Source organism: Georhizobium sp. MAB10 (assembly GCF_045012825.1).
Taxonomy (GTDB): Bacteria; Pseudomonadota; Alphaproteobacteria; order Rhizobiales; family Rhizobiaceae; genus Georhizobium; species Georhizobium profundi.
The window spans coordinates 865,875-883,799 of sequence record NZ_CP118314.1; the positions used below are offsets into that span (position 1 = coordinate 865,875).

16 protein-coding genes are annotated in these 17,925 nt (G+C 62.1%); 14 read left to right on the forward strand and 2 right to left on the reverse strand.

Annotation, left to right across the window (positions count from 1 at the left end; genetic code table 11):
* The first annotated feature begins 213 nt into the window (after window positions 1-213).
* Window positions 214-1,779: a BCCT family transporter gene (locus tag PU133_RS03975; RefSeq protein ID WP_404863583.1), complete on the forward strand. Its 1,566-nt coding sequence runs from the start codon at window positions 214-216 to the stop codon at window positions 1,777-1,779.
* 7 nt (window positions 1,780-1,786) lie between these two features.
* Here the strand turns inward: PU133_RS03975 and PU133_RS03980 are convergent, their stop codons facing one another.
* Window positions 1,787-2,743, reverse strand: a complete 957-nt coding sequence (locus PU133_RS03980) for a LysR substrate-binding domain-containing protein (protein WP_404863584.1) — start codon at window positions 2,741-2,743, stop codon at window positions 1,787-1,789.
* Between the two features lie 100 nt (window positions 2,744-2,843).
* Here PU133_RS03980 and PU133_RS03985 point away from each other — a divergent pair, with 100 nt between their 5' ends.
* From PU133_RS03985 to map, 7 genes are all read left to right on the forward strand, one after another.
* Window positions 2,844-3,062 (forward strand): DUF465 domain-containing protein, encoded by a 219-nt coding sequence (locus tag PU133_RS03985; RefSeq protein WP_164527787.1) that lies wholly within the window; start codon window positions 2,844-2,846, stop codon window positions 3,060-3,062.
* A gap of 105 nt (window positions 3,063-3,167) precedes the next feature.
* Complete coding sequence (locus PU133_RS03990; protein ID WP_404863585.1) at window positions 3,168-4,127, forward strand: sodium-dependent bicarbonate transport family permease; 960 nt, start codon at window positions 3,168-3,170, stop codon at window positions 4,125-4,127.
* Between the two features lie 110 nt (window positions 4,128-4,237).
* A complete protein-coding gene (locus PU133_RS03995) occupies window positions 4,238-4,585 on the forward strand; it encodes a hypothetical protein (RefSeq protein ID WP_404863586.1) in 348 nt (115 codons plus the stop codon).
* Window positions 4,582-6,480 (forward strand): PQQ-binding-like beta-propeller repeat protein, encoded by a 1,899-nt coding sequence (locus PU133_RS04000; protein WP_404863587.1) that lies wholly within the window; start codon window positions 4,582-4,584, stop codon window positions 6,478-6,480. Before PU133_RS03995 ends, PU133_RS04000 begins: the two co-directional genes overlap by 4 nt.
* Window positions 6,481-6,617: 137 nt before the next feature.
* Window positions 6,618-7,466 (forward strand): fumarylacetoacetate hydrolase family protein, encoded by an 849-nt coding sequence (locus tag PU133_RS04005; RefSeq protein WP_404863588.1) that lies wholly within the window; start codon window positions 6,618-6,620, stop codon window positions 7,464-7,466.
* Between the two features lie 133 nt (window positions 7,467-7,599).
* On the forward strand, window positions 7,600-7,803 hold the full coding sequence (locus PU133_RS04010) for a ParD-like family protein (protein WP_404863589.1): 204 nt from the start codon (window positions 7,600-7,602) through the stop codon (window positions 7,801-7,803).
* 3 nt (window positions 7,804-7,806) lie between these two features.
* Window positions 7,807-8,583 (forward strand): type I methionyl aminopeptidase, encoded by a 777-nt coding sequence (map, locus tag PU133_RS04015; RefSeq protein ID WP_404863590.1) that lies wholly within the window; start codon window positions 7,807-7,809, stop codon window positions 8,581-8,583.
* A gap of 64 nt (window positions 8,584-8,647) precedes the next feature.
* On the opposite strand, the gene PU133_RS04020 is transcribed toward map, so the two are convergent.
* Window positions 8,648-9,559 (reverse strand): LysR family transcriptional regulator, encoded by a 912-nt coding sequence (locus tag PU133_RS04020; RefSeq protein WP_126007939.1) that lies wholly within the window; start codon window positions 9,557-9,559, stop codon window positions 8,648-8,650.
* A 280-nt stretch (window positions 9,560-9,839) separates the two neighbouring features.
* Here PU133_RS04020 and PU133_RS04025 point away from each other — a divergent pair, with 280 nt between their 5' ends.
* The 6 genes from PU133_RS04025 to PU133_RS04050 all read left to right on the forward strand — a co-directional run bounded on the left by PU133_RS04025 (window position 9,840) and on the right by PU133_RS04050 (window position 17,909).
* Window positions 9,840-10,940, forward strand: a complete 1,101-nt coding sequence (locus tag PU133_RS04025) for a tripartite tricarboxylate transporter substrate binding protein (protein WP_404863591.1) — start codon at window positions 9,840-9,842, stop codon at window positions 10,938-10,940.
* Window positions 10,941-11,106: 166 nt separating this feature from the next.
* A complete protein-coding gene (locus PU133_RS04030) occupies window positions 11,107-13,125 on the forward strand; it encodes a tripartite tricarboxylate transporter permease (RefSeq protein WP_404863592.1) in 2,019 nt (672 codons plus the stop codon).
* Window positions 13,126-13,233: 108 nt separating this feature from the next.
* A complete protein-coding gene (locus tag PU133_RS04035) occupies window positions 13,234-14,349 on the forward strand; it encodes a 4-oxalomesaconate tautomerase (RefSeq protein WP_404863593.1) in 1,116 nt (371 codons plus the stop codon).
* Between the two features lie 116 nt (window positions 14,350-14,465).
* Window positions 14,466-15,521 carry an isocitrate/isopropylmalate dehydrogenase family protein gene (locus tag PU133_RS04040; protein ID WP_404863594.1) on the forward strand — a complete coding sequence of 352 codons (1,056 nt, stop codon included), beginning with the start codon at window positions 14,466-14,468 and terminating at the stop codon, window positions 15,519-15,521.
* 117 nt (window positions 15,522-15,638) lie between these two features.
* Window positions 15,639-17,153 (forward strand): FAD-dependent tricarballylate dehydrogenase TcuA, encoded by a 1,515-nt coding sequence (gene tcuA, locus PU133_RS04045; RefSeq protein ID WP_404863595.1) that lies wholly within the window; start codon window positions 15,639-15,641, stop codon window positions 17,151-17,153.
* A 15-nt stretch (window positions 17,154-17,168) separates the two neighbouring features.
* Entirely contained in the window at window positions 17,169-17,909 is a 741-nt protein-coding gene (locus PU133_RS04050) for a TSUP family transporter (RefSeq protein ID WP_151984056.1), read from the forward strand.
* The last annotated feature ends 16 nt before the right edge of the window (window positions 17,910-17,925 follow it).

Here is a 17,925-nt window from a genome sequence, read left to right on the forward strand (position 1 = left end):
GCCCGGCACGTCGAGCCAGACCTCGGCCGGCAGCAGATGACGGAACATCAGTTCTGCGGGGTGGCCGTATCGGATCAACTTGGCTACTGAACGATATTGACAACGGATTTCGATATTCAGTGACGCTTCGATTGCTTGAGGTAATCGACAGATACCGACGGGAGAATATTAGTGGAAGCTCTTATGCAGCGCTTCGGGTTGCGTACGGATCCCGTGATTTTTCTCGTGTCCGCGGCACTTACCCTCATTTTCGTCATCGTGCTCGTCATCGCGCCGGGACCGATCGGAACAGCGTTTGAAAATGGCCGTGCGTGGATCGTCACCAATTTGGGCTGGTTCTTCATCCTCGGCGTGAACGTCTGGCTGGGCTTCCTCATCTGGGCAGCGGCGAGCCGTCATGGACACATCCGCCTGGGCAAGCGCGACAGCCAACCCGAATATTCCAACCTTTCCTGGTTCACGATGCTGTTTGCTGGGGGGATCGGCACGGTTCTCATGTTCTGGGGCGTGGCCGAGCCGATCAGCCATTTTTCCGAGCCGCCGCTGCCGGGCGTCGAGCCCTATACCCAGCAGGCCGCGCGCGACGCGATCGCGATCTCGATCTATCATCTGGGTCTGCACACCTGGACGATCTTCACGCTGCCAGGCCTGGCGTTTGCCTATTTCATTCACCGTTACGATCTGCCGGTGCGCGTGAGTTCGGTGTTCTATCCGCTGCTGCGCGAGCGCATCCATGGTCCGATTGGTAAGACGATCGACATCGCAGCCGTGCTTGGCACGCTGTTCGGTGTCGCTGTGTCGCTCGGTCTCGGCTCCTCGCAGATCGCGGCGGGCCTATCGGCGCTGTTCGGCGTGAATGATGGCGTGCCGCTGACGGTTGCGATCCTTGCGGTGCTGACGGCAGTGGCGGTCGCCTCGATCGTCGCCGGGCTCGACAAGGGCGTAAAGCTTCTGTCCAACCTGAACATCGGCATGGCCGTGATCCTGATGTTCTTCGTGCTGTTTGCGGGCTCCACCCTGTTTCTCCTGCGCGGGATCGTCGAGACGTTCGGGATCTACTTCTCGAACCTGCCGCGCCTGGCGTTCTGGAACGACATGCTGGCCAACAACGATCCGAACGGCGAGGGCTGGGGCTGGCAAGGCGGTTGGACGGTGTTCTACTGGGCGTGGACCGTCACATGGTCGCCTTTCATCGGTATCTTCGTGGCGCGTATCTCGAAGGGCCGCACCATCCGCGAATTCGTTTTCGGCGTTCTCCTGGCGCCGTCGCTCTTCACGCTGATCTGGTTCGCGATCTTCGGCTGGCAGGCCATGCAGTTCGACGGCATCGGCGTGGTGCGCGAGCAGATGGGCGAAAGCGCCGGGGCGCTCAGCCGCGCGGTGGCGGAATCCGTGCCGCTCGCCATGTTCGCATTCTTCGAAAACCTGCCTCTGGTGCAGTTGGTCCAGGGCTTCGCCATCGTGATCGTGGCGATCTTCTTCGCGACCTCATCGGATTCAGCGTCGCTTGTCATCGACATGCTCTGCACCGGCACGGAAGAGCCCGGTCCAGTTCGCCAGCGCGTCTTCTGGGGCGTGTCCGAAGGCCTGGTCGCAGCGATGCTGATCGTTCTTGCCGGCGAGATGGGTCTGGAGGCACTTCAGCAGGTCATCACGGTTGTGGGTCTTCCAATCTTCTGCCTCGTCTTCATGATGATCCCATCGCTCATCAAGGGCTTCTATCTCGAGGACATCGACCATGTGACGATCGGCCGGCGACCGAAGCTGACGGAGTTCTAGCCGCCGTTCAGGGGCGGTTCTTGCTCGGCGTACCGGATTTGCCTTTGCGGTCGCCCGCGATGCCAAGCTTGATGGCGATGACATCGGCGGCGTCGGCGAGCGCCTGGTAGTGGCGTTCCCTGCCGCTGCCTTCGCGCCAGTAGACGCTGACTTCGCGGCGTTCGTCCCAGTCCTTGAATTCCAGCAGCTTCACATCGTCTTCGCCCCGGAACTCCGATCTGGCGTAGAGCTCCGGAAAGAGCGAGAGCCCCATTCCGATCGACACCATCTGACGGATCGCATCAAGGCTGGAGCCTTCGAAATCGTCGTTGATGTGTGCGCCCGAAGCAGCTGCGAGGTGGCGCACATTTTCCAGCAGGCGGTGGCCGCGGCCAAGTGCGAGAAGCGTTTCCCCTGCAATCTCCTGAAGCTCGACCGTCCCCCGCGCAGAGAGGCTGTGCTCGGCCGGCACGCCGAGAAAGATGGTCTCGCGGCCGATCGGGCGAAACGATAGCCCCGCGCGTTCCGGAGAAGGGCCAATCCCGCAATCGAGCGTGCCATCGGCAACCGCCGCTTCCAACGCCGCCGGGCTGTCCTCGCGGATGTAGACCTGGAGATCGGGATATTGCTCGTGCAGGTCAGGCAGGAGCCAACGCAGGAAATGAGGGCCGAAACTTGCCGGCGTGCCGATGCGCATCATGCCGCCGAGCGACGACGCCTGTGCCGAAAGATCCTGCAGCAGATCGTCGAAGGAGGAGAGCAGCAGGCGCGCACCCTTGGCCAGGCGCTCGCCGGCCGGGGTCGGCACGACCTGCGATGAGGTGCGCTCGAACAGGGTGACGCCCAGACCCTCCTCGACGAGGGACACCTGAACCGACAGCGTTGGCTGCGAGACATGACAGCGCTTTGCGGCACGGCCGAAATGGCGAAGATCGTCCACGGCGACGACGTATTCGAGCTGACGGAAGGAAGGGCGAAAGGGCATGACATCTTAGTTAAAAGCTATCGTGCCGATTTCAACAATGAATTGGAACTATCGACGTCCCCGCGGCACCTATCGGCGGCAACAACGATCAGGTGAGATCATGGACCAGTTTCTAAAAGCGCTGCAGACCCGCCGTGCAACTATCCAGCGCAGTATCGAGCAGGAACTCGCAAGCCCGAACCCCGACCGGTTGCGGCTCAGCGCCCTGAAGCGTCTCAGGGTTCGCTTCCGCGACCAGATCGAATTCATCGAGCGGCTGAACCGGAACGGCGACTTAGCGCGCGTCCAGGTCGTCCGCCGCCGCTCACTTCAGCCTTAAGCCTCCACCGGCCGCTCGAGACGGTCAAGAACCCGCAGCTTATCACCTGCCATCAGTGTGGCAGCCAGTGCGTTCGCCGCACGCATCCCTCCACGGATTTTACACATGATCGCGACTCTGCTCTCGCCGATGGTGCTCTTCTTCGGCCTCGGCGCCCTTGCGGCGGTCGCGCGTTCGGACCTGACGGTGCCGGAGGCGGCCGGCAAGCTGATGGCAATTTACCTGATGGTCGCAATCGGCCTTAAAGGCGGTGTCGCCGTCGCGGCCGAGGGCGTGACGGGTGATCTTGTCGCGGCGGCGCTCATAGGCCTTGCGCTTTCGCTGGTGCTGCCGCTGACGGCCTTCTGGCTCGTACGCACATTCGCGCGACAGTCGAGATTGGATGCCGCTTCTATTGCCGCGCATTATGGCTCGGTCAGCGTCGTGACCTATGTCGCGGGCATCGAGGCGCTGAAGCTGGCTGGATTGCCGGCGAGCGGCTACATGGTCGCGGTGCTGGCCTTGATGGAGATGCCGGCGATTATTGTCGCCCTTGTTCTTGCAAAACGGACGACGACGGGCGTGAGCGCGCTCCCAGGCCGCCGGCTCATGCACGAGGCGCTGTTTAATGGCTCGATCATGCTCTTGGTCGGCAGTTTCGTCATCGGCCTCGTCATCGGCAGCGAAGGCTATGCGCAGATTGCGCCGGTCTTCGAGGCTGGATTTCGCGGGGTGCTGTGTCTGTTTCTTCTCGACATGGGGCTTATCGCAGCGCGCCGGTTGATCGAGACACGCTCTCTCACACTGAAGCTCGGCCTGCTTGCGGTCGTCATGCCGCTGCTGCACGGCTTCGTCGGCACGGCACTCGGCACGATGGCCGGGCTTGGAACTGCGAATGCGGCCGCCATGGGAATTCTGGCAGCCAGCGCCTCCTATATCGCCGTGCCGGCCGCATTGCGCATGACGTTGCCGGAAGCCAATGCCGGCACATCGCTCGCCATGTCGCTGGGCGTAACCTTCCCCTTCAATATGACGCTCGGCGTTCCGCTCTATATCTGGATGGCCCAGAGCTTGGCGTCTTCGTGATGATCAGGATCAACGTCGTCGGGTGAGTGCTCCGCCGACGCCCTAATCCCACTTGCCGAGTTTTTTCACCAGCCTTTGGAACTTCTTCGGCGCTGCTGGATTGGCGGGTCATGCACAGCCAATATTTTGCCACAATCTTTCTCGCCCTCGTGGGCATCGTTCTTGCGGGCATTGCCTACTTCGCGCCTCTCGGCAACACGGGCGTCGATGGGTCGCTCGGCGCGCTTCTGGCGCTGATCGGAACCGTAGCGACTGCTTTGGGTGCGGGCCTGCTCAGCTTTGCCAGCCTTTCCCCGCGTTGGCGAACGCTTCTCCTTGTTCTGTCGGTCACTGCGGCGGTTTTGACTGCCATTGCAGGATACTTCTTGCTGCAGTTCGCACTGGCCGGTGTCATGGCGGCGGCAGCCCTTGCAGTCGTTCTCGGTGTCTTCTTCAACCCACGCCGGAGCATGGCATGATCCTACCGATCCGTATCACAGCGCTCGTCGTCTCCTCATGGATCGGTGCGAGCGGAACGGCTCACGCGCAGCAATCGGAGTGGACGTCGTTTCACGGTGACGTCGGCTCCACCAAGTTTTCCAATGTGCAGAGTCTGACGCCTGAGACTGTCGAAAATCTCGAGCGAGCCTGGGAGTTTCATACCGGCGATGTGGCAGACGGGTCGGGCGAGTTGCCTGAGACGGTGTGGTCGGCAACGCCGGTCTACGCCAACGAAACGCTTTACCTCGGCACACCTTTTTACCGGATCGTAGCGTTGGACCCGGCGACGGGCGAAGAGCGCTGGGCCTATGACAGCGAATCCACGTTGGAGGCGTTGACGCAGCCGGCACTCAAGAACCGCGGCGTCGCCTATTGGGAGAGCGGCCAGGCCGGCACCTGCGAAAAGCGGGTTTATCTCGGGACCATGGATGCCGAACTGCATGCGGTCGATGCCGATACCGGTGCGCGGTGCGAGGCATTCGCCGAGGGCGGCGTGCTCAATGTGAACCAGTGGAACACGGTCAACGACGTCTTTCCGTTCTCGCTTCTCCAGCCGCCGCTGGTGGTGGGTGACACGCTTCTGCTGGGCTGGGCCGGAAAGGACTGGGAATACAGCGTCGCGCCTCCCGGCAATCTTCTCGCGATCGATGCTCGAAGCGGCGAATTGTTGTGGGAAGCAAGCTTCATCCCGGAAGAGATGATCCCGCGAACGGGCACTGCGAATATCTGGACGGCGATGACCGCCGACCCGGAGCTCGGCTTCGTCTATGCGCCGATCTCCTCACCAAGCCCCAACTACTGGGGTGGTGACCGCACCGATCCCATCCCTCTGGCCACGTCGGTCACTGCCGTCGACATCGAGACGGGCGAAGTGGCCTGGAGCTTCCAGCACGTCCGCCACGACATCTGGGACTATGATACGCCGTCTGCGCCGAGCCTCGTCGACATCGAACGCGATGGGCAGACCATACCGGCTTTGGTGCAGGGAACGAAGCAGGGCTTCCTGTTCGTGCTCGACCGCCGCACGGGTGAGCCGCTGTTCGACATCGAGGACCGTCCCACCCCGCAGAGCACTGCCGAAGGCGAGGTGACTGTCCCGACACAGCCTTTCGCCATGACGCCGAGGCCCGTCGGCAATCCGTTGGAGCTTCCCGATGTGTGGTGGCTCGCCGATCTCGTCAGCTTCGGCCAATGCTCACGAGACCGCGAAAATTACCTCTATGAGGGCATGTTCACGCCGCCTTCCGAACAGGGAACGCTGTTCTTTCCCGGCACTGCGGGAGCGACGAACTGGGGTGGCGTGGCGATCGATCCACGCAATGCCACCCTCTACGTCAACGCATCGCGGATCGTGCAATTGATCCGACTCATTCCCCGCGCCGAATATGACCAGCTCGACAATGCGGAGGGCGGCAATGAGGAAGGCTATTCGCCCCAGGAAGGTTCGCCTTACGGCATCTACCTTACCGACTGGAGCAATTGGGCCGGCATGCCGTGCTGGGCGCCTCCGTTCGGCACGTTTTCCGCCTATGATCTGAACACGGGTGATCTGCTTTATGAAACGCCGTTCGGGCGTGCGCAGCTTGAGGGTTTATATGGCCTGGAGGCCTGGGGGTCGCCGACGCTCGGTGGACCGGTGATCACGGCCGGCGGTGTGGTTTTTATCGGTGCATCGGTGGACTCGCATGTGCGCGCGCTCGATGCGCAAACCGGACGCGAACTCTGGTCGGATCTCGTCGAGGCTCCGGCGGTGTCCATACCGGCAGTCTTCACCCATCAAGGTGTCGACTACGTCGTGTTCGCGGTGGGTGGCAATTCCATCCTGAAGCCGGAAGTGTCGGATCAGGTCGTCGCATATCGGTTGTCGGAATAGGGTTTTGTCGCGTGTCGGCTGGCCTCCCGAGTGACGAGATCGTCGATCTTGGCGTCATGACCTTTACGCGGGGCATCTTCCCCATCATAGACGGCGGCTGGACCGCCCGATTACCTTTCATGAGAGGATGAGACAGCATGAAACTTCTGCGTGTCGGCGAGAAGGGCCGCGAACGGCCGGCTCTTCTGGACGCCAACGGCAATATCCGTGACCTCACCGGTATCGTCGACGATATCGCCGGCGCGACGCTCCTGCCGGGCGGATTGCAGCGTCTGCGAGAGATCGACCCGCAGTCACTGCCGGAGCTGCCGTCGGACCTCAGGATCGGGCCATGCGTCGGCCATGTCGGCAAGTTCATCTGCGTCGGCCTGAACTATGCCGACCATGCGGCCGAAAGCGGCCTCGACGTGCCCAAGGAGCCGGTCATCTTCATGAAGGCCACCAGCGCAATCTGCGGGCCGAACGACGACATCATCATTCCGCGCAATTCCCGCAAGACCGACTGGGAAGTCGAGCTCGGCGTCGTCATCGGCCGCGAAGCGCGTTACGTCGACGGGGCCGACGCGCTCGATCACGTGGCCGGTTACTGCGTCATCAACGATCTGTCCGAGCGGGAATTCCAGATCGAGCGATCCGGGCAATGGACCAAGGGCAAATCGGCCGACACGTTCGGTCCGATCGGCCCGTGGCTCGTGACCGCAGATGAGATCGAAGATCCGCAGAACCTCTCCATGTGGCTCGACGTCGATGGTCGCCGGTTCCAGGATGGCTCGACGCGCACCATGGTCTACGGCGTGGCGCATGTCGTCAGCTATATTTCCCAGTTCATGAGCCTTCAGCCCGGTGACATCATCTCCACCGGCACGCCGCCCGGTGTCGGAATGGGTGTCAAGCCGGAGCCGATCTACCTCCGCCCCGGCCAGGACATGCGCCTCGGGATCGAGAGACTGGGCGAGCAGCGCCAGCGCACCGTCGCCTGGAGCTGACTGCTGTCTCGGCAGACGGCTGAGCCGTGACGCGCCTCGCAAGAGACCACGCAGCTGTGTCGGCGTTTCCAGTTGATTGCACAGCATACGTTCCATATATGGTTCGTATGCTGTGCAAACTTGGAGACGACGCATGGGTATCGTGAAGATCGATGATGAGTTGCACGAGGATGTTCGCCGGGCGAGCACGGTGCAGTGCCGCTCCATCAATGCGCAGGCTGAATTCTGGATGAAGATCGGCATGCTTGCCGAAGCCAATCCGGAGCTTTCCTTCAACGATATCGTCAAGCAGCAATATGAGACGGCGGGCGTGCGCATCCCTGCGCAGGCTGCCTGAGGGATGGTCAAGACCCCCGACGAGCTGGCGCTGATGCGTGTGTCCGGCAAATTGCTCGCGTCTGTCTTCGAGATGCTGGACGAGCAGGACCTTATCGGCCAGTCGACGTTGCAGATCAACGACCTCGTCGACCGCTTCATCAGTGTCGATCTCGCGGCACGACCGGCCAGCAAAGGGCAGTATGGTTTCAAATATGCCTTGAACTGCTCGATCAACGACGTGGTGTGTCATGGCATACCGGATGCCGGCGAGATTATCCGGGACGGCGATATCGTCAATTTCGACATCACGCTGGAAAAGAACGGCTTCATCGCCGATTCCAGCAAAACCTACCTGGTCGGAAACGCGCCGCCGGCTGCGCGCAAGCTCGTGCGCGTTGCGCAGGAGGCGATGTGGCAAGGAATCCGGCAGGTGCGGCCCGGCGCGCATATCGGCGACATCGGCCACGCGATCGAACGCCATGCCAAGAAGAACGGCTACGTCATCGTGCGTGAATATTGCGGGCACGGGATCGGCCGCGACATGCACGAGGAGCCACAAGTGTTGAATTTCGGGCGGCCGGGATCGGGCGTGAAACTGCGTGAAGGCATGGTCTTCACCGTCGAACCGATGGTCAATCAGGGCACTCGCAAGGTCGCCACCGCCGATGACGGGTGGACGGTGGTGACGACGGACGGCAAGCTTTCCGCCCAGTTCGAGCATACGGTTGCTGTGACGAAGACCGGGGTCGATGTGCTTACGCTCCGCCGCGGCGAGCAGGCGATGCTTAGGGCTTCTTGATTTTCGGGCGGTGACATCCCCCTGCCTGGCTCGACTGCCGTCGATCGTGCCGTGCCTCCATCGATCAGCTCTTGGTCAAGCCCTGCTTCCAGTGGAGCATCAGCATGTCCAGAAAATGCTGGGCTGCGGGTGCCAGAGAGGCGCCGCGCCGACGCACGATGCCGATCGTTCGGGACACTTCGGGCTCGTGCAGTGGCCGGACGGTGATGATGGGATGATCGCCCTGCGGCGTCGCCATGCTCGGCAGCACGGAAACCCCCAGGCCTGCCTCGACGAGGCCCAGCGACGTCGACAGATGCGTTGTCTCATATGTGAAGGACAGCTGCACGTCGGCTTTGGCCAGGGCTGCATCGAGCAGCGTGCGATTTCCACTCGATCGACTGACCGTGATCAAGCGGTGCGGTGGCAGGTCCGACCAGCGCACCACCGATTGCGCGGCCAACGGGTGGTCGCGTCGCGCGGCGAGGACGAACGGATCTTCGACCAGTGGCGTGAACTCGAGATCGGCGCTCGATGCGCCCATGAGGTTGATCCCGAATTCGACTTCTCCACGTGACACGGCGGTCAGCCCGTCATTGGCGCTCAGGTCCATGATGCGAAAGCGTATCTGCGGGAATTCCGCTGCAAAGCGGCGGATGACGGCAGGCAGGAAGTAGAACGCTGCCGTCGGCAGGCAGGCGATCGTCACCAGTCCGCCGCGGCGCAGGCCGACATCACGAAACGAGAACAGTGACTGGTCGAACTCGTCCAGAAGCCGTCGCACCAAGGGCAACATCTCGCGCCCAACCGCCGTCGGCGCGACGCTGCGGGTCGTCCGTTCGAACAACTGCGCCCCGATCGTCTCTTCCAGTTTCTGGATGCGGCGGGAGAGTGCCGGTTGCGAGACGTTGAGCGCTTCAGCCGCCCTGTGAAAATTGCCGAGCTCCATGACGGCGATGAAGGAGCGTAAGTCGAGCGTGTCGCAATTGATGTGCATTTCAGATCAACGCTCCAAATCTTTGCATATGACATATCAATGTGAACGATCCAAAACATGCAGGCAAACGCCTGTTTGATGCAAATCATGCATCACTCATTGAGAAACCGGCATTAAACGCCGGAGTTCGAGGCTTCTTTGCCGAAATCACGGGCACCTGATGAGGATGAGGCGCCTTTAATGACTTTACAGGCGCGGCGTGACGTGGTCACCCTACGCCTAATTCATGTGTACCTTTGTATACGATGAAGACTTTGATCATGGGATTGGGAGGAAAAGCATGACCCGTATCGATCGTCGTAAGTTCCTGGCTGCCAGCGCAGCCACCGTTGCAGCCGCAAGTTTCGGTCTGCCCAAGGCCTTCGCGCAGGATTCCGTGGATTTCGCTGGTGAAACCATCGAGTGGTGGATTCCTTTCTCCGAGGGCGGTGGCTCCGACGTCTGGGCGCGGTTCATGGCGCCTTACCTTGCCAAGCATCTGCCGGGTCAGCCGAACGTGATCGTACGCAACGTCCCGGGCGGTGGTTCGATCACCGGCACCAACGAATTCGTGGCGCGCGCCCGTCCCGACGGCCTGTCACTTCTCGGCACGTCCGGTTCGACGCAGTTCCCGTTCCTGCTCGGCGACACGCGCGTGCGCTACGACTATGCCAAGCTGATCCCCGTCCTCGTCTCACCGACGGGCGGCGTCGCCTATCTGCCGGCAAGCCTCGGCGTTGCCGATGCATCCGAACTGTCGAAAATCGGTGACCAGGAACTGGTCTATGCCAGCCAGGGTGCAACCTCGCTCGATCTCGTTCCGTTGCTTGCGTTCCGCCTGCTCGGTCTCAATGTCCGCCACGTCTTCGGCATGACCGGCCGCGGCGATGGCCGTCTTGCCTTCGAGCGCGGCGAAGCCACGATCGACTATCAGACGTCGTCTGCTTACCTCACCAATGTCGAGCCGCTGGTGGAAGCCGGCACCGCCGTGCCGATCTTCTCGTGGGGCGTTCTGGATACCGAAGGCAACGTCCAGCGCGATCCGACTTTCCCGGACCTGCCGCACTTCGTCGAAGCGCTCGAGATGGCGACCGGCGCAATCCCGGACAGCGTCGAGTTCGATGCCTACATGGCGTTTTTCGGCTCGGGCTTTGCAGCACAGAAGCCTGCCATGCTGCCGGAAGGCACCCCGGAGAACATCGTGGCCGCCTATCGCCAGGCGTTCGCCGATGCGGCTGCCGATCCCGATCTGCAGGCTGCCAAGGGCGAGATCCTGGGCGAGTACGAACAGGCTGTCGGCGATGGTGTCCAGACGCTCTACGAAGTCGCGACCACCATCGATCCGGAAGCACGCGAATGGGTTCGCGAGTTCCTGATGTCGGAATATCAGGTCCAGCTTTAACGGCAATTGACACGGAGCGCGCGAGGCTCGTCGCCGCGCGCTCCGCTCACACTCGATCCCGATCGTTCGGGACGACTTGATCCTGGCTTCTGCGGACTTCGTCGCTTCGTGTTGCCGTGCAACGCGTCGATCCGCAGCATCTCCCCCAGCAGCGGGACGCTCCACCATGCTTGAGACATTTCTCAGTTCCTTCGCCACCTTGCTGACTGTCCAGCACCTCATGTTCATGACGATCGGGGTCGTGCTCGGGCTCGTGGTCGGTATTCTGCCTGCGCTCGGCGGCATCGCCGGCATGTCGCTGCTGCTTCCTTTCATCTACGGCATGGACCCGACTTCGGCCGTGGCGATGATGATCGGCCTCTTGGCGATCCTGCCGACATCGGACACGTTCTCGTCGATCCTGATGGGCATTCCGGGCTCGTCCGCTTCGCAGGCCACCGTGCTCGACGGTTTCCCGCTCGCCAAAAAAGGCGAGGCGGCACGCGCTCTGTCGGCGGCCTTTTCGGCATCGATGGTGGGCGGTATGTTCGGCGCGATCGCGTTGACCGGCGTCGTTCTCATCGCGCGACCGCTGATCCTATCATTCAGCTCGGCCGAGCTTTTCATGCTCGCGATCTTCGGCCTGTCGATGGTCGGGGTGCTGTCCGGATCGAACCTCGGCAAGGGACTCGCCGCCTGTGCGCTGGGCCTCATTCTCGGCACCATCGGCACGGCGCCAGCCGCGGGTGGCGAGCGCATGTCGTTCGATTCGCTCTATCTCATCAGCGGCCTCGAACTGGTCATCGTCGGTCTCGGCATCTTCGCCCTTCCGGAGATTGTCGATCTTCTGCGATCGAACCAGAGCATTTCTTCAACCGGCAAGCTTGGATCGGGCTGGTTCCAGGGGGTCAAGGATACGTGGAAAAGCCGCTGGCTCGCCCTGCGGTGTTCCGGCCTCGGTGCGCTGATCGGCATGATCCCTGGTCTCGGCGGCAGTGTCGTCGACTGGCTCGCCTATGGTCACGCCGTGCAGACGACGAAGGGCAAGACCGAGTTCGGACAGGGTGATATTCGCGGCGTGATCGCGCCGGAATCTGCCAACAACGCCTGCGCGGGTGGTGCGCTGATCCCAACGCTGCTCTTCGGCATTCCGGGTTCCGGATCGATGGCGATCTTCCTCGCAGCCATGATCCTGATCGGCCTGCAGCCTGGACCGGCTATGGCTGACCCCAACCGTGATCTGGACCTGACCTACACAATCATCTGGACGCTCGCGATCGCGAACGTTGTGGGTACGGCGCTCTGCATCATCCTGTCGCCGTGGGTCGCGAAGCTGACCACGATCAAGTACACGATCTTCGCGCCCTTCATGATCGTTGTCATTTCCTTCGGTGCATTCCAGGCCACGCGGTCCTTCAACGACATGCTGGCGCTTTTGGCGATCGGCCTCATCGGGATTTTCCTGAAGCGCTTCGGCTGGCCGCGCCCGGCCTTCCTCATCGGCTTCGTGCTCGCCACCCAGGTGGAAACCTATTTCTACCAGGCGGTGCAGTTCTACGGCTACGGTTTCCCGCTGCGGCCGCTGGCGCTGGCCATCGGCGTGCTGACCGTGCTTTCCGTCTGGTTCGGCACGCGCAAGCGTCCCGGCGATGTTGCCGCCGCGAGTGTAAGCTCCGAAGGCGATGCCGAGCAGGCCCAGGCCAAGAACCTCATGCCGCAGATCGTCTTCACGGTGATCGTCGGCGGGCTCTTCGTCTATGCCTTCTTCGACTCCTGGGAACTGGCCTCGTTCCTCGACAAGGTGTTCCCGATGTCGGTCGCAGTCGTCGGCCTGATCGCCTGCCTTGTGGTCGGCCTGCCGCAGCTGCGTGCGCAAAAAAAGATCAGCGGCGGTGGCGCCATCGCTGGCGGTTCGGCGAACTTCGACATGGACGCCAACATGACCGACGGCGGACCGTGGCGGTTCGTATTCTGGCTGGTCGGCTTCGTCGGCCTGATCGGTCTGCTTGGCTACTTCCTGGCGCTGATCGTGTTCTTCATGACCTTCACCCGGGTCGTGGCGAAAACGAGCTGGCTGACCTCCGCCGTGCTGACGGCCGGAGCCGCTGCAATGATCATGGTCCTGACCTGGGTGCTGAACATGCAAATGCCCTACGGCCTGCTCCAGGAGTACTTCTACGACAGCCTGGTCTGGCCGTTCCGCTAGGCACACGAACAGCCGCTCCGGAAACGTTTCCGGGGCGGTTTTCCATATCCCGAATTTCAGTATACAATCGCATGCGAAGCATGTGCATCCTCCGAAAGGTCCAGCTCAATGACGAAGCAAGTCGCAATTCCCTGCATCCTGATGCGCGGTGGCACATCCAAAGGCCCGTATTTCAAGGCATCAGATCTGCCTGCGGACATCGCCACGCGTGATCGCGTTCTTCTGGCGGCGATGGGGTCTCCCGATGCTCGTCAGATCGACGGCATCGGCGGTGCCGACACGTTGACCAGCAAGGTCGCGATCGTCGGCCCGTCCAAGCGGGAAGGGGTCGATGTGGACTATCTGTTCGCCCAGGTTTCCGTCGACAAGGCGATCGTCGACACCAGCCCGTCCTGTGGCAACATGCTGTCGGGCGTCGGGCCCTTCGCCATCGAGAGCGGCATGGTACCCGTGGCCGGCGAAACGACCAGCGTCGTGATCTTCGACGAGAACACGCAAAGTCGCATCGAGTCGATCGTGCAGACCGGCGATGGCGCAGTGGTCTATGATGGCAACGCGGCGATCAGCGGAGCGCCCGGCACGTCCGCGCCTGTTCGCCTCAATTTCATGGACATCGTCGGCTCCAAGACCGGCGCGCTGCTGCCGACTGGCAAGCTGACGGAAGAGATCGACGGCGTCACCGTCACGCTCATCGACGTTGCCGTGCCGATGATGCTGTTCCGCGCTGCCGATCTCGGCAAGACGGGCTACGAGACGAAGAAGGAACTGGACGCGGACAAGGATTTCTTCGCCCGCATGGAAGCGATGCGGCGCGAGGCCGGCCGGCGCATGGGGCTCGGCGATGTCGCCGATAAGGTCGTCCCAAAAGCTGCCATGCTGGCCAAGCCCAAGGATGGCGGCACGATCGCGGCCCGCTACTTCGTCCCGCACAACACGCACGCTGCCTTCGCCGTCACCGGCGGTCTCTGCGTGTCGTCCTGCGCAGTTCTCGAAGGTTCGGTTTCCGACGGACTTGCCGTCCGCCCGGAAGGCCATGACCGCCTCATCGTGATCGAGCATCCCTCGGGCGTGCTCGATGTGACGCTTGAAACGCGCGACACGGAAAACGGCATCGACATCGTCAAGGGCGGTCTGTTGCGCACCGCGCGCAAGCTGATGGCCGGCGAAGTCTACGTCCAGGCGGCAGTGCTGCAGGCAGAAGCCGAACTCCAGGGCGCAGCCTGACAATCAGCGGCCGTCTTCTCGCCTCCGCGGGCGGACGGCCGTTTCCCATTCGACGATCAGTGCAGTGCCAAGCCACGTGAAGCCTTCGTTCGGCCGGCACGTCCCCAGGAGATAGCATGAAGATTCTCGTTCTGCCGGGCGATGGCATCGGCCCGGAAATCGTGCGCGCGAGCACGGATGTTCTCGATGCAGCAGACCGCAAATTCGGTCTCGACCTCGACTATACCCATCGCGAGATGGGCTTTGCCACCTACGAAACGCAGGGCACGACCTTGCCCGACGACATTCTGCCGCTGGCGCGGACGATGGACGGCGTGTTGCTCGGCCCGATTTCGCACCTGGACTACCCGCCGCGTGACAAGGGTGGCGTCAACGTCTCGGCGGCGTTTCGCGTCAAGCTCGATCTCTTCGCCAACATCCGTCCGGCGCGCACGCGCACCGGCGTGAAGCATCGCGGTACCGAAATGGATCTCGTGATCATGCGGGAATCGACCGAGGGCATGTATCCGGACCGAAACATGGTGGCGGGCACCGGCGAGTTCATGCCGACCGAAGACGTCGCCATTTCCATGCGCAAGGTGACATCAAAGGCGATCGAGCGCATCGCGCGCGCATCTTTCGAACTTGCCATGAAGCGACGCAAGAAGGTGACGGCCGTTCACAAGGCAAACGCCTTTGTTCTGACCGACGGGCTCTTCCTCAAGGAAGTCCGCAAGGTTGCCGCCGAGTTTCCGGAAGTCGAACTGGAAGAGGTGCTCATCGACGCGATGGCGGCGCTGCTCGTGCGCGACGCGTCGGTCTATGACGTCATCTGCTCGACCAATTTCTACAGCGACATCCTGTCGGATCTTGCATCCGAGCTTTCCGGGAGCCTCGGCCTCGCCGGCTCGGTGAACGCCAATGACGATTTGTGCGCGGCGCAGGCGCAGCACGGTTCCGCCCCTAGCATCGCCGGGCAGGACAAGGCCAACCCCACATCCATGATCCTATCGGCCGCGATGCTGCTGCGCTGGTACGGCGAGCGGAAGGGTGGCGAGCGTTTTGTCGCAGCCGCCGATCGGATCGAGGCCGTGATCGACGACGTGTTGTCTGATCCCGCGCGCTGCACCGGCGATCTTGGCGGGCCGTTGGGAACGCGGGCCTTCACGCAGTTCGTGGTCGACGCGATCTGATCGGACTGCATTGAAACGCGTACCGGACGACGGCGTTCGTCCGGTTGCAAATTCAGAATACAAATGTATACAAAGACTGAAGTGGCCACCGGGTCCAAGCGAAGCCAGGAGAACATCATGTCCGAAGTATGGGATGTCGTCGTTATAGGTTCAGGCAGTGCCGCGCTCTGCGCCGCCATTGCAGCCAAGGAAAAGGGCTCTCGCGTCCTGATCATCGAAAAGGCGACCGAGGATCTGGCCGGCGGCAATTCCAAATACACCGCTGGTGCGATGCGCTTCGTCTACAACGGCAATGACGACCTGATCCCGCTTCTCCAGAATCCGGACGATCCGCGCATTCCGAACACCGAGTTCGGCCAGTACACGGCGGAGAAATTCGGCGCGGATCTTCTCGGCTTCAATGGCGGCCGCCCACTCTCGGTCGAGCAGCGCGACCTGATCGGCAAGAGCTACGAAACGATGCGCTGGCTGGCGGACAACAACGTCAAATTCGAACCGATCTATTCGCGCCAGACCTTCGAGAAGGACGGCAAGTACATCTTCTGGGGCGGGCTGACGCTCGCCGCCGAGCACGAAGGCGTCGGGCTCGTTGAAGCCGAAATGCGTGCCTTCAAGGCGATGGGCGGCGAGATCCGATACGATTGCGCAGCGGTCGACCTGATCGTGAAGGACGGTCGCGTTGCGGGCGTGAAGACGCGCAGCGGCTCCGGCGAGACGGCGGATATCGAGGCACGCGCCGTGGTGCTCGGCTGCGGCGGGTTTGAATCCAACGCTAAGCTGCGCGAAAAATACATCGGCGCGGACTGGGCCAAGGCCAAGGTTCGCGGCACGCCGCACAATGAAGGCATCGGCCTGGAAATGGCGTTCAAGCTCGGCGCACAGGCTTATGGTCTCTATGACGGTTGCCACGCGACGCCGATGGATCTTCACATGCCGGAATACGGCAACCTCGATATCCCGCACGAGCAGCGCAAGAACTATCGCAAGATCTGCTATTTCCTCGGCGTGATGGTGAACGCGAAAGGTGACCGCTTCGTCGACGAGGGCAAGGATTTCCGCAACTACACCTACGCCCAGTTCGGCCGCGCCGTACTGGAGCAGCCTGGCCATTTCGCCTGGCAGATCTTCGACAGCAAGGTCGATCACCTGCTCTATGAGGAGTACCGGTTCTCCGACGCCCATTATGTCGAGGCAGACACGCTGGATGCGCTGATCGAGAAGCTCGACGGCATCGACGACAAGGATGCCGTGCGCAAGACGCTCGCCGACTACAACGCTGCCGTCAACGCAGACGTTGCCTTCGATCCGACCATCAAGGACGGCAAGAACACCAAGGGTCTGTCGCTGCCGAAATCGAACTGGGCGCAGAAGATCGACACAGGCCCGTTCAAGGCCTATCCGGTTACCGGCGGTATCACCTTCACCTATGGCGGCTTGAAGGTGAGCGACCACGGGGGCGTCGTCCATGAAAACGGCAGGGACATTCCGGGGCTCTATGCCTGCGGTGAAATGGTCGGGGGTGTCTTCTACGAAGGCTATCCGGGCGGTTCGGGCCTCACCTCGGGCGCCGTTTTCGGACGGCGTGCAGGCTACGGGGCGGCGCAGTTCGCGACGCAGACGCTCGCGGCCTGATCGGGTCGCGCCGGCGTGAGCGCGTTCGTCGCCGTCGGAATGGTGGTCGCGGTGTTCCTCACCGCGCTGCTTTCCGGCATATTCGGCATGGCAGGCGGGCTGATCCTTCTCTGGATTCTGTTCTTTCTTCTGCCTGTCGGCACGGCGATCGCGGTTCACGGCGTCATCCAACTCGTGGCGAACGGGTCGCGTGCCTGGTTTTCGCGCAGCTGGATCGACTGGCGGATCGTCGGAACGGTTTCCATCGGGCTCCTGATTGCGGCGTTGCTGTTCCTGCTGGTCAGCTACACGCCGGAACTCGCGATCGTCTCGATCGTCATCGGGCTGTTGCCGATCCTCGTCTGGGTGCCGAATTCCTGGTTCGCGCTCGATGCCTCAAAGCGGCATCACGCGCTGGCCTGCGGGCTGATCGCCGGCGGCCTTTCGATCGGCGTGGGCGCATCGGGTCCGACGATCGACATCTTCTTCATTCGCACGATGATGGATCGCCGCGTCATCATCGCGACCAAGTCGGCCATCCAGGTGATTTCGCATGGCCTGAAGGTCGCGTTCTACGCCAGCACCACATTCGTGCTTTCGGGGTCGGAGTGGCTCGCAATCGCCATCGCCGCGCCGATCGCCATTCTCGGCACGAAAGCCGGCAACGGCATTTTGCAGCGATTGACCGACGCCAATTTCCGGGCCTGGACGCGCTGGATCGTAACCGCGATCGGCTTCTTTTACTTCGTTCGCGGAGTGCATTTGCTGGCCTCTTAACGGCCATGACTAGGGA

Coding starts and splice junctions, on each gene's coding strand:
- PU133_RS04020 (WP_126007939.1), bottom strand. CDS start 9,559: ATGCACATCAATTGCGACACGCTCGACTTACGCTCCTTCATCGCCGTC.
- PU133_RS04005 (WP_404863588.1), top strand. CDS start 6,618: ATGAAACTTCTGCGTGTCGGCGAGAAGGGCCGCGAACGGCCGGCTCTT.
- PU133_RS04035 (WP_404863593.1), top strand. CDS start 13,234: ATGACGAAGCAAGTCGCAATTCCCTGCATCCTGATGCGCGGTGGCACA.
- PU133_RS04030 (WP_404863592.1), top strand. CDS start 11,107: ATGCTTGAGACATTTCTCAGTTCCTTCGCCACCTTGCTGACTGTCCAG.
- PU133_RS04000 (WP_404863587.1), top strand. CDS start 4,582: ATGATCCTACCGATCCGTATCACAGCGCTCGTCGTCTCCTCATGGATC.
- PU133_RS04025 (WP_404863591.1), top strand. CDS start 9,840: ATGACCCGTATCGATCGTCGTAAGTTCCTGGCTGCCAGCGCAGCCACC.
- map (WP_404863590.1), top strand. CDS start 7,807: ATGGTCAAGACCCCCGACGAGCTGGCGCTGATGCGTGTGTCCGGCAAA.
- PU133_RS03980 (WP_404863584.1), bottom strand. CDS start 2,743: ATGCCCTTTCGCCCTTCCTTCCGTCAGCTCGAATACGTCGTCGCCGTG.
- PU133_RS03990 (WP_404863585.1), top strand. CDS start 3,168: ATGATCGCGACTCTGCTCTCGCCGATGGTGCTCTTCTTCGGCCTCGGC.
- PU133_RS03995 (WP_404863586.1), top strand. CDS start 4,238: ATGCACAGCCAATATTTTGCCACAATCTTTCTCGCCCTCGTGGGCATC.
- PU133_RS04010 (WP_404863589.1), top strand. CDS start 7,600: ATGGGTATCGTGAAGATCGATGATGAGTTGCACGAGGATGTTCGCCGG.
- PU133_RS03985 (WP_164527787.1), top strand. CDS start 2,844: ATGGACCAGTTTCTAAAAGCGCTGCAGACCCGCCGTGCAACTATCCAG.
- PU133_RS04040 (WP_404863594.1), top strand. CDS start 14,466: ATGAAGATTCTCGTTCTGCCGGGCGATGGCATCGGCCCGGAAATCGTG.
- tcuA (WP_404863595.1), top strand. CDS start 15,639: ATGTCCGAAGTATGGGATGTCGTCGTTATAGGTTCAGGCAGTGCCGCG.